Annotated in this window: 12 protein-coding genes; 11 read left to right on the plus strand and 1 reads right to left on the minus strand. The window is 60.0% G+C overall.

Going from position 1 to position 12,793, the window contains the following annotated elements; genetic code table 11:
- Positions 1–52 precede the first annotated feature (52 nt).
- The 7 genes from GM658_RS18845 (at position 53) to GM658_RS18875 (ending at position 6,864) form a co-directional block, all read left to right on the plus strand.
- Entirely contained in the window at positions 53–2,227 is a 2,175-nt protein-coding gene (locus GM658_RS18845) for a prolyl oligopeptidase family serine peptidase (RefSeq protein WP_155455598.1), read from the plus strand.
- A 3-nt stretch (positions 2,228–2,230) separates the two neighbouring features.
- Complete coding sequence (locus GM658_RS18850; protein WP_155455599.1) at positions 2,231–4,636, plus strand: zinc-dependent metalloprotease; 2,406 nt, start codon at positions 2,231–2,233, stop codon at positions 4,634–4,636.
- Positions 4,637–4,710: 74 nt separating this feature from the next.
- Positions 4,711–5,271 (plus strand): hypothetical protein, encoded by a 561-nt coding sequence (locus GM658_RS18855; protein ID WP_155455600.1) that lies wholly within the window; start codon positions 4,711–4,713, stop codon positions 5,269–5,271.
- 23 nt (positions 5,272–5,294) lie between these two features.
- Positions 5,295–5,729 carry a GNAT family N-acetyltransferase gene (locus GM658_RS18860; protein WP_155455601.1) on the plus strand — a complete coding sequence of 145 codons (435 nt, stop codon included), beginning with the start codon at positions 5,295–5,297 and terminating at the stop codon, positions 5,727–5,729.
- Entirely contained in the window at positions 5,729–6,097 is a 369-nt protein-coding gene (locus tag GM658_RS18865; RefSeq protein WP_155455602.1) for a VOC family protein, read from the plus strand. The genes GM658_RS18860 and GM658_RS18865 overlap by 1 nt, the downstream gene beginning before the upstream one ends.
- Positions 6,098–6,121: 24 nt before the next feature.
- On the plus strand, positions 6,122–6,469 hold the full coding sequence (locus GM658_RS18870) for a hypothetical protein (RefSeq protein ID WP_155455603.1): 348 nt from the start codon (positions 6,122–6,124) through the stop codon (positions 6,467–6,469).
- The gene (locus tag GM658_RS18875) at positions 6,469–6,864 is read left to right on the plus strand and encodes a GFA family protein (protein ID WP_155455604.1); all 396 of its coding nucleotides are present in this window, start codon (positions 6,469–6,471) and stop codon (positions 6,862–6,864) included. Before GM658_RS18870 ends, GM658_RS18875 begins: the two co-directional genes overlap by 1 nt.
- A 6-nt stretch (positions 6,865–6,870) precedes the next feature.
- On the opposite strand, the gene GM658_RS18880 is transcribed toward GM658_RS18875, so the two are convergent.
- Positions 6,871–7,446: a helix-turn-helix domain-containing protein gene (locus GM658_RS18880; RefSeq protein ID WP_170298875.1), complete on the minus strand. Its 576-nt coding sequence runs from the start codon at positions 7,444–7,446 to the stop codon at positions 6,871–6,873.
- A gap of 114 nt (positions 7,447–7,560) precedes the next feature.
- Between GM658_RS18880 and kbl the strand changes: the two genes are divergently transcribed.
- The 4 genes from kbl to thrC all read left to right on the plus strand — a co-directional run bounded on the left by kbl (position 7,561) and on the right by thrC (position 12,788).
- On the plus strand, positions 7,561–8,763 hold the full coding sequence (gene kbl, locus GM658_RS18885) for a glycine C-acetyltransferase (protein ID WP_155455606.1): 1,203 nt from the start codon (positions 7,561–7,563) through the stop codon (positions 8,761–8,763).
- Positions 8,764–8,795: 32 nt separating this feature from the next.
- On the plus strand, positions 8,796–9,758 hold the full coding sequence (locus tag GM658_RS18890; protein WP_155455607.1) for an NAD-dependent epimerase/dehydratase family protein: 963 nt from the start codon (positions 8,796–8,798) through the stop codon (positions 9,756–9,758).
- 25 nt (positions 9,759–9,783) lie between these two features.
- Entirely contained in the window at positions 9,784–11,163 is a 1,380-nt protein-coding gene (locus tag GM658_RS18895) for an L-serine ammonia-lyase (RefSeq protein WP_155455608.1), read from the plus strand.
- Positions 11,164–11,312: 149 nt separating this feature from the next.
- On the plus strand, positions 11,313–12,788 hold the full coding sequence (gene thrC / locus GM658_RS18900) for a threonine synthase (RefSeq protein WP_155455609.1): 1,476 nt from the start codon (positions 11,313–11,315) through the stop codon (positions 12,786–12,788).
- Positions 12,789–12,793: the final 5 nt, after the last annotated feature.

Below are 12,793 nucleotides of genomic sequence, written 5' to 3' on the forward strand. Positions count from 1 at the left end.
AAAGTTCACGTTATGATCCTTGCCGCATTCATAACTTCAACATGGACGACAAATGCCATTCAAGCGCGCCACCCTTGCTCTTTCCCTGATCGCTGCATTCTCCGCACAAGCCCTGGCCCAGACATGTCCGGCCGGCGCTCCCGCCGTCACTTATCCGGTAACGAAGAAAGTCGAGCAGCAGGACAACTACCATGGCACCATGGTCGCCGATCCATATCGCTGGCTGGAAGACGCCAACAGCGACGAGACCAAGGCCTGGGTGATTGAACAGAACAAGATAACGCAAGCCTGGCTGTCCCAGATTCCGCAGCGCGAGGCGATCAAGGGACGCCTGACCAAGCTGTGGAACTACGAGCGTTATGGCGTGCCTGAAAAGAAGGGCGGCCGCTACTTCTACAGCCGTAACGACGGCCTGCAGAACCAGTCGGTCCTGTATACCGCCAAGACCCTGAACGAAACCCCGCGCGTCCTGCTGGACCCGAACACGCTGGCCGCTGACGGCACCGTGGCGCTGGCCGGCATGGCCGTGAGCCCGACCGGAAAGTTCCTGGCCTACAGCACCGCGGCCTCCGGCTCCGACTGGAACGAGATCAAAGTGCGCGACATTGAAACCGGCAAGGACATGGCCGATCATATCAAATGGGTCAAGTTCTCCAACACCGCATGGGCTGCCGACGGTTCCGGCTTCTACTACAGCCGCTATGACGAGCCGACCGAAGAAACCAAGCTGGCCGGCGTGAACTACTTCCAGAAAGTCTATTTCCACAAACTGGGCACCGGGCAAGCCGCCGACGTGCTGGCCTATCACCGTCCGGACCAGAAGGAATGGGGCTTTGGTGCGGAAGTGACTGATGACGGCCACTACCTGCTGATCAACGGTTCGCAAGGTACCGAACACAAAAATCGCGTCTTCATCAAGGACCTGAAGGCCAGGAACGCCCAGGTAGTCGGCCTGCTGGAAGCATTCGACGCTTCGTACAGCTTCATCGACAACGAAGGCCCAGTGTTCTACTTCATGACCGATAAGAACGCGCCACGTTCGCGTATTATCGCGATCGACATCCGCAAGCCAGGCATCGAGAACTGGAAAGAAATCGTGCCGGAAGCGGCGCAAACCCTGACCGGCGCCAGCATCGTCAACAAGCAACTGGTGCTGAACTACCTGGCTGATGCGCACAGCGCCGTCAAGGTGTTTGACCTGAAAGGCAAGCCGGTGCGCGACATCGAACTGCCTGGCCTGGGGACGGCCTCCGGCTTTGGCGGCAAGGCGAAAGACACCGAAACCTTCTACGCGTACACCAGCTTTACCACCCCCACCACGATTTACCGCCTGGACCTGAAGAGTGGCAAGTCGAGCATCTACCGTCAGCCTAAGGTCGACTTCGATCCGAGCGCCTTCGACACACGCCAGGTGTTCTACACCAGCAAGGACGGCACCAAAGTGCCAATGTTCATCGTGTCGAAGAAGGGCATGAAGCTCGATGGCAGTAACCCGACTTACCTGTACGGGTACGGCGGCTTCAATATCTCGCTGACGCCGAGCTTCTCGGTGTCCAACCTGGCTTGGGTGGAAATGGGCGGCGTGTACGTGATGGCCAACCTGCGCGGCGGCGGCGAATACGGCGAAGCCTGGCACAAGGCCGGCACCAAGCTGCAAAAGCAGAATGTGTTCGACGATTTTATCGGCGCAGCTGAATGGCTGGTGGCGAACAAAGTCACTTCGCCGGCCAAGCTGGCGATCGGCGGCGGTTCGAACGGCGGCCTGCTGGTAGGCGCCGCGATGACCCAGCGCCCGGACCTGTTCGGGGCTGCACTGCCGGCTGTGGGCGTGATGGACATGCTGCGCTTCCAGAAATTCACCATCGGCTGGGCATGGGCGTCGGACTACGGTTCTTCCGACAACGCGGAAGAATTCAAGGCGCTGGTCAAATATTCGCCGCTGCACAACCTGAAGCAGGGCAGCTGCTACCCAGCGACCATGGTGATGACCGCGGACCACGATGACCGTGTCGTGCCAGCCCACAGCTTCAAGTTCGCTGCGGCAGCGCAGGCTGCACAAGCCGGTCCCGCACCGATCCTGATCCGCATCGATTCCAAGGCCGGCCACGGCGCCGGCAAGCCGACCGCGAAGCAGATCGAGGAAGTGGCTGACCGTTGGGGCTTCCTGACCCGTGCGCTGGACATGACGCCTGGCGCAGCCGCGGCGTCCACCACTGGCGGACAGTAAGCAATGCGCGCGCTCCTGTTGCTGTGGACAGCCTTGCTTGCGCCTGCCACGGCAGCGGAAGCACCTAAAACCTTTGCCGGGCAGACCCAGTCGCTCGCGGTGCAGCCGGGATTCATCGAGCTGTGGCGCGATGAGGGCAAAGGCAGGGTGCTGCTCTCGGTCCGCGAGCTGGACCAGCCCTTCCTGCTGGTCTCTTCGCTGCCATATGCATTGGGCTCGAACGATGTAGGGCTGGACCGTGCGCAAGCGGGCAGCGCCAAGCTGGTTCGTTTCCAGAAATTTGGCGAGCGCCTGTTCCTGGTCCAGGAGAACACCCGTTTTGTGGCCCGTTCCGCCGATGCCGATGAACGCAATGCGGTGGCCGAGTCGTTCGCCGGCGCCGTCTTGTGGGCCGGCGACATCCTCGCCAGCGACGGTCCGCGCCACCTCGTTGATTTTTCCAGTTTCCTGCTGGCCGACCAGCATGGGGTCATTCAGCGCCTGGACGAAACGAAGCAGGGTGCTTATCACGTCGACGGCAAACGCAGTGCGGTGCTACCGGCCGAAGCGAAAGCATTCCCGGACAACGTTGAACTGGAAGCTTTGCTGACATTCGCCGGCCCTGGCAATGGCGAATACGTGCGCCAGGTCGCCGCGGATCCGGCCAGCTTGACGATGCGCCAGCATATTTCCCTGGTGCGGTTGCCGGACAACGGCTACAAGCCTCGGGCCTACCATCCATTCTCCGGCGGCATCGATACCGGCTATTACGATTTCGCCACCCCGCTGGCGGGAAGCCTCGATGTACGCTGGCAGATCCGGCACCGCCTGGAAAAAGGCGGCAAGCCTATCGTGTACTACCTTGACCGGGGCGCACCGGAGCCAGTGCGCTCGGCGCTGCTTGAGGGCGCACGGTGGTGGACGTCTGCCTTCGAAAAGGCTGGATTCAAGGACGGCTTCCGTGTTGAATTGATGCCGGAAGGCGCTGATCCCGCCGACGTGCGTTACAACGTCATCACCTGGGTGCACCGTGCCACGCGCGGCTGGTCGTATGGCAATGCCGTGACCGATCCGCGTACGGGCCAGATTATTCGCGGCTCAGTGACGCTGGGTTCCCAGCGCGTGCGGCAAGACATCCTGATCGCCGAGGCCCTGTTGGCGCCCTACGGCAAGTCCTCGCCAGCTGAGCGCCATCAACTCGCCGAGCAGATGGCGCTGGCGCGCCTGCGCCAACTCGCTGCGCACGAAGTTGGGCACACGCTGGGCTTCGCTCACAACTTCGCCGCCAGCCGGCAAGGCAATGGCTCGGTGATGGACTACCCGCATCCCGTCCTCAAACTGGGCGCGGATGGCGCAATCGACCTGCAGGATGCCTACGGTGCCGGTGTCGGACCGTGGGACGAGTACATGGTGAAGTACATCTATGGCGATTACGGAAGCGGAGAGGCGGAGGCAAGCGCTCTGTCAAAGCTGCGCAGTGATGCGCGCGCCGCCGGAATGCAATATGTCTCGGACGAAGATTCACGCGCGCCGGGAGCGTCCCATCCGAACGGGCTGCTATGGGATTTTGGTCCGGATACCTTGAAAACCTGGGACCAGCTGGGCGCGATCCGCCGCCGCGCGCTCGATAACTTCTCGTATGACGTGCTGCCGGGTGAGCGCCAGGCAGGCGAGCTCGAAGCGCGCCTGGTGCCCGTCTACCTGCTTCAGCGCTACCAGGGCGAAGCCGTTGCCCGCTTACTGGCAGGTGGCGAATACGAATCGACCACCAGCGCTGATATTCGTGCCGGACGCGCAGATGCAGGCATCAGGGCCACGCCCGCAACCACGCAGCGTGCCGCTTTGGCCCGGCTGGCCGATACGTTGCGTGCGGAGTACCTGGCCTTGCCGGCGAGGGTGCTTGACCAGTTGACGCCTCCATCGACCGGGTATGAGCGCAGCAAGGAATATTTTGGCACGCGTATGACGGCAGTTTTCGATGCGCTTTCGGCCGCAGAATCGGGCGCCGCGCAAACGGCGAGTTTCCTGTTCGATGCGGGCCGGCTGAATCGCCTGTACTGGCAGCACGCGCGTGATGATGCGATGCCTGGCCCGGACGAAGTGATCGCGGCAACTCTGTCGCGAAGCTGGAAGCGCGGCCCGGTTCCCGGCAACCTCGCCGGCGGTGAGGCGGTGCAGCTTGCCGCCGACTGGGTGGTCCTCGACGCGCTGTTGCAGGTGCTGGACGGCGGGAAGCTGCACGCCAACGTCGACGCTGGCCTGCGCGAGCAACTGCGCGGCTTCGCAGCATGGCTGAAAGCCAACCCCGGCAAAGGGACGACCGCCGCCAGCCGCAGCCAGGCTGCCGACTACATATTGCGATATCTTGCGGATCCCCGCAGCGTCAAACTGCGCGCGCTGCCAGTCATTCCGCCGGGCGCACCAATCTGATTGCCCCAGGCCGCGCTTGGCCAAGGCGCTCTAGCGCCAAGCCATCGCGTTGTTGATGAAGGAAGCCGCCTGTTATGAATAAACTTCTTGCGTTGTTTGTTTTGGCTGGGCTGTTTCCCTGCGTTTCGTGTGCAGGAGATATTGGCTCGCCAGGGGCAGCGGTAGAGAAATTCCTGTCTTGGGAAGCTAAAGTTCAGCCAAGTGGCGCGTACAAGGGGTTAACATCGACTGAACTAAAGGACATGCTTTCTCGGGAATTGCTTTGCTTGCTGGATGCAGCACAGAAGGCGAATGAATTATCGGTGCGCGCCGCACCCGAAGATAAGCCGCCATACATTGAGGGCAACCTGTTCTTGCCTTCGGCGTGGGACAGGCCAAAGGGAAGCCAGATTTTGGCTGTAAACGATGATGGACGCACGGCTAAAGTAGATGTGCGATTCAAATATGTTCCAGATGGAGACGATGACACTAATCGCTTTTACCTCAAGCAAGCCAGCAATGGCTGGCGAATCATCGAGATTGTTAGGCGTGGCAGCTGTGATTTCTGTCAATCAGGCGGGCTTAGGGCATCACTATACAAAGGCCTGCGCGCGTTTCCAAGAGCTGGGGCAAAGCAGTGCCGGGCGAAGTTTTAAGGGTCGTGCTAGTATTTTCGCCTATGAACAGGATTCGCATCACCACAGTAAGCACCGAGCTTGATATTCCGCTGATTCACAGCTTCCTTTCGGAGCAATCCAGCTGGGCCAAAGGCATTTCACTGGAGTTGGTCCAACGGTCTATCGCCAATTCACTATGCTTTGGCGGCTTTCTGGAAGATCAGCAAATCGCTTTCGCGCGGGTCGTCTCCGACTACACGACGTTTGCGAATCTGGTGGACGTCTTTGTCTTGCCGGAACACCGCGGGCGCGGTTACAGCAAGGCCATGATGGAGGCCGTGTTTACGCATCCGCAACTGCAAGGGCTACGCAGGTTCACTCTCGCAACGGGTGATGCGCATGGGCTGTATGCACAGTATGGCTTTACAGCGCCACGATTCCCACAGTCGTTGATGGAGCGCTACTTCCCAGGCATGTACGAAAAAACGGAGGGCTGATGTTTGATCACGTTAAATTTGGCGTGAGCGACTTTGCGGCGAGCAAAGCGTTCTTTCTCAAAGCGCTCGAGCCGATCGGCGTAAGTGTTGCCGGGGAGGGTGAACCGAGCTACGGCATCGAACTGGTGGCCAAGGGCAGTACTTCGCTGGTCTTGTTCGAGACAAAGGAGAAGCCAGCCCATCTTCATCTTGCGTTCGCTGCCGAAAACCGGCAGCAGGTCGAGGATTTCTATCGCCTTGCACTGGAGGCGGGCGCCAAGGATAACGGCCCGCCCGGCCTGCGCCCGCGCTACCACGCCAACTATTTTGCTGCCTTCGTGATCGGGCCCGATGGGCACAATATCGAAATGGTTTGCCATCATCCCTGATACCGTGAAGTGGGGCGAAGAATCATGCCGCGGCCGTACATCAAACCTGTAGGCGCAGCCTCACTTGTCGCGGCTGTTGTCGTGACATGGGTTTGGTATTCGACGACGTTCGGCCGGTTTGTCGCGGCGGAGAAGGTTCCGGGCGGGATATACCTTCACTTTGATGGACCGATGGCGAAGAATGTCATGGTTCCGCGTGAGGCAATCGATACGGTGCTCTTTGGGCTGCCGGGAAAATCGAACCGACAGTGTTATATCAAGATCCAGTTGAAGTCGGGCGAGAGTTATCGCAGTGTTACATTCGACAGCGGTCTGGAGGCCTGCAAACAGTTGCGGCGGGACTTGAACCTGCCCAGGAAGGAGATTCCCTGATGTCTAAACGCCTTGCCTCATGCACCTGCGGCCAGCTAACGGCCGAAGTGAGTGGCGATCCGGTCAGGATTTCGATATGCCATTGCCTGGAGTGCCAGCGCCGCACCGGCAGTGTCTTTGGCGTCCAGGCGCGTTTCCCGCGCGAGAACGTCGCTATTTCAGGAAATTCGACTGAGTTTGTCCGTGTCGGCGATTCGGGCGGGCAGGCGAAATTCCACTTTTGTCCGGTTTGCGGCGCTACCGTTTTTTATGAAATCGGCGGGCACGAAGCATTCGTCGGCGTTCCGGTCGGGGCTTTTGCTGATCCAGGCTTCCCCGCGCCTCGTGTTTCGGTATACGAAGAACGGATGCACGCATGGGTTGCGCCGCCACCAGGCGCGGAGCGCATCCCTTAGGCGCAATTAACGGTGGATCACCACCAGCAGCGCCTTGGCTTCGGTTTTGCCGGTATTGCGGATGGCATGATGCAGGTCGGCAGCGTAGCGCGCGGTGCCGCCCAGCTTGATCTTTTTCTTGTTGTTTCCGACTTCCAGTTCCATCGATCCATGCAGGATCGTCAGGTGTTCGGTCGTGCCGGGATCGTGCGGTTGCGATACCAGTTCACCGCCCGCCGCCAGTGTCAATTCGTACCATTCATATTTACCCGCCAGTTCCATCGGGCCCAGGATGCGCAGGATGTAACCGGCGTGGGCGCCGGGCAGGGTAGGGGTTTCGTGCGCATCAACCAATTTGATGGTTTCGACATCCTTTTCGACGTCGGCCAGCAATTCGCCGATTTGTACGCCCAGGGCGTTGGCCAGGCGCCAGGTGATGGCGATGGTCGGATTGGCTTTTTCGCGCTCAATCTGCGATAGCATGGACTTGGAGACGCCCGCGATACGGGACAGGTCTTCCAGCGTAAGGCCGCGCGCCAGGCGCAGTCGTTGCAGGGCGGCGCCGACTTCCGGCGGGGCATTGGTTGAAATGTTCGGCTTCACGCTTGCAGAGTTCAATATTGTAAAGTACGATCCCGTATATCGAATTCACGTTCAATATAGTGAATTTCAGTCGGAATAGTGAAATAAGAGTAAACTTTACATCAGAGGACGACCATGAGCCAAGCGACGAATGCTTTTTACACCGGCCTGCAACAAAACCTGGAAAAGCTGCGCAATGATGGCCTGTACAAGCCAGAACGCGTAATTGCTTCCCGCCAGGGCAGCGAGGTGCAATCGGAAGACGGTCGTACCCTGATCAATATGTGCGCCAACAACTACCTGGGCCTGTCGGGCCAGGAATGGGTGGCGCAGGCCGCCATCGACGCAACCGAGAAGTACGGTTATGGCCTGTCCTCGGTGCGCTTCATTTGCGGCACCCAGACCGTGCACAAGCAGCTGGAGAAGGCGATCTCCGAGTTCCTGGGCACGGAAGACACCATCCTGTACGCAGCGGCATTCGATGCCAACGGGGGCGTATTTGAGCCTTTGTTCGACGAGAACGACGCCATCATTTCCGATGCGCTGAACCATGCCTCCATCATCGACGGCATCCGCCTGTGCAAGGCTGCGCGCTTCCGCTACGCGCACAACGATATGGCCGACCTCGAAAAGCAGCTGCAGGCAGCCGCCGACAAGCGCCACAAGGTCATCGTGACCGACGGCGTGTTCTCGATGGACGGCACCATCGCCCAGCTGGACAAGATCGTTGAGCTGGCCGAAAAATACGGCGCCCTGGTCATGATCGACGAATGCCACGCATCCGGCTTCATGGGCAAAACTGGCCGCGGCACCCACGAGCACCACAATGTGCTGGGCAAGATCGACATCATTACCGGCACCCTGGGCAAGGCCTTGGGCGGCGCGATGGGCGGTTTCACTTCGGGCCGCAAGGAAGTGATCGACACCCTGCGCCAGAAGTCGCGTCCATACCTGTTCTCCAACACGCTGGCGCCAGCCATCGCCGGCGCTTCGCTGGAAGTGCTGAAGCGTCTGTCCGCCTCGACCGAACTGCGCGACCGCCTGCACGAGAACACCGCTTACTTCCGCAAGGAGATCGAACGCATCGGCTTCACCATCAAGCCAGGCACCCACCCGGTCGTGCCAGTGATGCTGTTCGAAGCACCGGTTGCGCAGAAGTTCGCTGCCCGCATGTATGAACTGGGCGTGCTGCTGTCCGGCTTCTTCTACCCGGTGGTGCCGATGGGCCAGGCGCGCGTGCGCGTGCAGCTGTCCGCCGCCCATACCCGCGAGCAGCTGGACAAGGTCCTCGCTGCTTTCGAACAAGCCGGCAAAGAGCTGGGCATCATCAAGAACTAATCAGGAACTCATCAGGAAAATAGGTAAGAACCATGGAACGTATCCTCGTCATCGGCGCCAACGGCCAAATCGGCAGTGAACTGGTGGAAGCGCTGGCCAAGCAGCACGGCGCACAAAACGTCATCGCCACCGACATCAGCCCGGTCAACAAGTACAGCGCTGCCCGTTACCAGGTGCTGAACGTGATGGACAAGGCAGCCCTGGAACAGCTGGTGGCTGCCGAAGGCATCACCCAGGTGTACCAGCTGGCCGCCATGCTGTCCGCCACTGGCGAAGCGGCGCCGCTGAAGGCCTGGGACCTGAATATGGACGGCCTGCTCAATATCCTGGAAGTGGCGCGCGAGCGCGGCGAGCAGGGCAAGCCGCTGCGCATCTTCTGGCCATCGTCGATCGCGGCATTCGGCCCGAACACGCCGGCCGAGAATACGCCGCAGTACACCGTGATGGACCCGACCACGATCTACGGCATCTCCAAGCTGGCCGGTGAACGCCTGTGCGAATATTACTTCCTGAAATACGGCGTGGACGTTCGTTCGATTCGCTACCCTGGCATCATCAGCTTCAAGTCGCCTCCAGGCGGCGGCACCACCGACTATGCGATCGCGATTTTCCACGCTGCGCTGCGCGGTGAACGCTACGATTGCTTCCTCGGCCCGAAGACTACTCTGCCGATGATCTACATGCCCGACGCGATTCGCGCAACCATTGAATTGATGGACGCTCCAGCTTCACAAATCAAGATTCGTTCGTCGTACAATGTCGCCGGCGTTTCCTTCAACCCGGAAGAACTGGCGGCAGCGATTACCCGCGCTCTGCCTGACTTCAAGATCGCCTACACTCCGGACAGCCGCCAGGCCATCGCCGACAGCTGGCCGCGCAGCCTGGACGATTCCAAGGCCACCGCGGACTGGAACTGGAAAGCGAAGATCGGCGTGGAAGAGATGGTGAAGGACATGCTGGCAAATATCGACGTGAGCCTCAGCGAGGCCGCATAAACAGAGACAAGAGAGACAAGCAACAATGGACATGAGTGTTTTCGACTTATTCAAGATTGGCATCGGCCCATCGAGTTCGCATACGGTGGGACCAATGGTGGCGGCGCGCCGCTTCCTGGTCGAAAACAGTCCATTGGACGATGTCACCGCTGTGACTGCCGAGCTGTTCGGGTCGCTGGCCCTGACCGGCGTTGGCCACGGCACTGACAAGGCTGTGCTGCTTGGCCTGATGGGCGAGACGCCGCAAGGCGTCGATCCTGACGCGGTGGACGATATGCTCGCTGCCGCCGATGTGGACGGCGAGTTGAGCCTCCTGGGCCAGAAGACTGTCCCATTCACCCGCAAGGAACACCTGGTGTTCCATATGTCCGAGAACCTGCCGGAGCACCCGAACGGCATGCGCTTCACACTGAAGCGTACGGACGGCAGTTCGGTCACCAAGATTTATTACTCCATCGGCGGCGGTTTCATTCGCGCCGAAGGCGAGACGGCAAGTACCGATGGCAAGCCTGCGAAGCGCCTGCCGTACCACTTCAATACGATGGCTGAACTGCTGGGGCATGGCGTCAGCAGCGGCAAGACGATACCGCAAATGCTGCGCGCAAACGAACTGGCGCGCATCAGCGAGGCTGAGCTGAATGAAGGGATGGACCGTATCTGGCACGTCATGCGCGATTGCATCCAGCATGGCCTGGAAACCAAGGGCCAACTGCCGGGCGGCCTGAATGTGAAGCGCCGCGCAGCCGACCTGTGGCGCCAGGCGCAGTCGGGTGACCGTGCCAACCAGCTGCCGCATGATGCGCTGAATGGCGTGAGTCTGTATGCGATGGCCGTCAATGAAGAGAATGCGGCAGGCGGACGTGTTGTAACGGCGCCTACAAATGGTGCTGCCGGCATCATTCCCGCTGTGCTGAAATATTATGCGGAAGACTGTAAACCGGTCGACCCTGTGGCCGGCGTCCGCAACTTCCTGCTGACTGCAGCGGGCATCGGGATGCTGTGCAAACGCAATGCGTCGATTTCCGGCGCCGAAGTTGGCTGCCAGGGCGAGGTCGGCGTGGCCTGTGCGATGGCTGCTGCCGGTTTGGTGGCTGCGCTGGGCGGTACCAATGCCCAGATCGAAAATGCTGCGGAGATCGGGATTGAGCATCACCTGGGCATGACCTGTGATCCGATCGGTGGTCTGGTGCAGATTCCTTGTATCGAACGCAATGGCATGGGTGCGGTCAAGGCGATTACCGCCGCTTCGCTGGCCATGAAGGGCGACGGGACGCACTTTGTGACGCTCGATAATGTGATTGAGACGATGCGGCAGACTGGCGCGGACATGCAGGCGAAGTATAAGGAGACTTCGCTGGGTGGCTTGGCGATCCATGTGGTCTCCGTGAATCACGCTGCCTGCTAAACCCGGCACCCCAGTGCCTGACCCTGCGGGTCAGGCAGTGGGTGACCGGTTTTCAGTAGAAAATTCCAAAAACTAGCTTAATCCACAAAGAAACTCCGGCCAGACTATAATAGATGTCCGTTTTCACCCGCCACCGGACTTTCTACTCTATGCAATACGTGTCTACCCGGGCCGACGCGTCGGCTGCATCCCACTCCCTCCAGCAATTCTCCGACATCCTTCTCGGTGGACTGGCGCCAGACGGCGGCCTGTACCTGCCGGTTGAATACCCCCAAGTAAGCGGCGAGGAGCTGAACAAGTGGCGGCACATGTCCTATGCCGACCTGGCAGTAGAAATCCTGAAAAAGTTCGCCGGCGACATCCCTGAAGCCGACCTGCGCGCCCTCGCGCATAAAACCTACACCGCCGACGTCTACCGAAACGTGCGCGAAGGCGAAAAAGCCGCCGACATCACCCCGCTGCGCGTGCTGGACGAGACGGAAGGCAAGCAACTGGTCCTGCAATCGCTGTCCAATGGCCCGACCCTGGCCTTCAAGGACATGGCGATGCAACTGCTCGGCAACCTGTTCGAATACGCGCTGGCCAAGCAGGACGCCCAACTGAATATCTTCGGCGCCACCTCGGGCGACACCGGCAGCGCCGCCGAATACGCCATGCGCGGCAAGAAGGGCATCAAGGTATTCATGCTCTCGCCGCACAAGAAAATGAGCGCCTTCCAGACCGCCCAGATGTTCTCGCTGCAGGATCCGAACATCTTCAACATCGCGGTGGAAGGCGTGTTCGACGATTGCCAGGACATGGTCAAGGCCGTGTCCAACGACCTGGAGTTCAAGGCTCGCCACAAGATCGGCACCGTCAACTCGATCAACTGGGCGCGCGTGGTGGCGCAGGTTGTATATTACTTCCGCGGCTACCTGGCTGCGACCAGGAACAACGAACAGAAGGTTTCCTTCACCGTCCCGTCGGGTAATTTTGGCAATATCTGCGCCGGCCATATCGCCCGCCAAATGGGCCTGCCGATCGACAAGCTGATCGTCGCCACCAACGAAAACGACGTACTGGACGAATTCTTCCGCACAGGCGTCTACCGTGTGCGCAAGTCGGCCGAGACGTACCACACCTCCAGCCCTTCGATGGACATTTCGAAAGCCTCGAACTTCGAGCGCTTCGTGTTCGACCTGGTGAAAGGCGACGGCAAGCGCGTGCGCGAACTGTTCAAGAAAGTCGAAACCGAAGGCGGTTTCGACCTCTCGGGCGCGCCAGGCAGCGACGGCGATGAATTCAAGCTGGTGGCCAACTACGGCTTCAAATCCGGCAAATCGACCCACGCCGACCGCGTACAGACCATTCGCGACGTGGCCGACGATTACGGGATCGTGATCGACACCCACACCGCCGACGGCATCAAGGTCGCCAAGGAATATATGGAGCCGGGCGTGCCGATGATTGTGCTGGAAACCGCGCTTGCCGCCAAATTCAATGAAACCATCCTGGAAGCGCTGGGGCAGGACGCCGAGCGACCAGCCGGTTTCGAAAATATCGAAGCGCTGCCGCAGCGTTTCGAAGTCATGCCGGCCGATGTAAGCAAGATGAAGGCATACATCGCCGCCAACACGGGACTGTAAAACAT

Origin of the sequence: Massilia eburnea, assembly GCF_009720745.1 — a bacterium.
In the GTDB taxonomy this organism is placed as follows: Bacteria; Pseudomonadota; Gammaproteobacteria; order Burkholderiales; family Burkholderiaceae_D; genus Rugamonas; species Rugamonas eburnea.

Bases quoted from the DNA above. Each gene is read 5' to 3' on its own strand.
- GM658_RS18845 (WP_155455598.1), top strand. From the start codon at position 53: ATGCCATTCAAGCGCGCCACCCTTGCTCTTTCCCTGATCGCTGCATTC.
- GM658_RS18850 (WP_155455599.1), top strand. From the start codon at position 2,231: ATGCGCGCGCTCCTGTTGCTGTGGACAGCCTTGCTTGCGCCTGCCACG.
- GM658_RS18855 (WP_155455600.1), top strand. From the start codon at position 4,711: ATGAATAAACTTCTTGCGTTGTTTGTTTTGGCTGGGCTGTTTCCCTGC.
- GM658_RS18860 (WP_155455601.1), top strand. From the start codon at position 5,295: ATGAACAGGATTCGCATCACCACAGTAAGCACCGAGCTTGATATTCCG.
- GM658_RS18865 (WP_155455602.1), top strand. From the start codon at position 5,729: ATGTTTGATCACGTTAAATTTGGCGTGAGCGACTTTGCGGCGAGCAAA.
- GM658_RS18870 (WP_155455603.1), top strand. From the start codon at position 6,122: ATGCCGCGGCCGTACATCAAACCTGTAGGCGCAGCCTCACTTGTCGCG.
- GM658_RS18875 (WP_155455604.1), top strand. From the start codon at position 6,469: ATGTCTAAACGCCTTGCCTCATGCACCTGCGGCCAGCTAACGGCCGAA.
- kbl (WP_155455606.1), top strand. From the start codon at position 7,561: ATGAGCCAAGCGACGAATGCTTTTTACACCGGCCTGCAACAAAACCTG.
- GM658_RS18890 (WP_155455607.1), top strand. From the start codon at position 8,796: ATGGAACGTATCCTCGTCATCGGCGCCAACGGCCAAATCGGCAGTGAA.
- GM658_RS18895 (WP_155455608.1), top strand. From the start codon at position 9,784: ATGGACATGAGTGTTTTCGACTTATTCAAGATTGGCATCGGCCCATCG.
- thrC (WP_155455609.1), top strand. From the start codon at position 11,313: ATGCAATACGTGTCTACCCGGGCCGACGCGTCGGCTGCATCCCACTCC.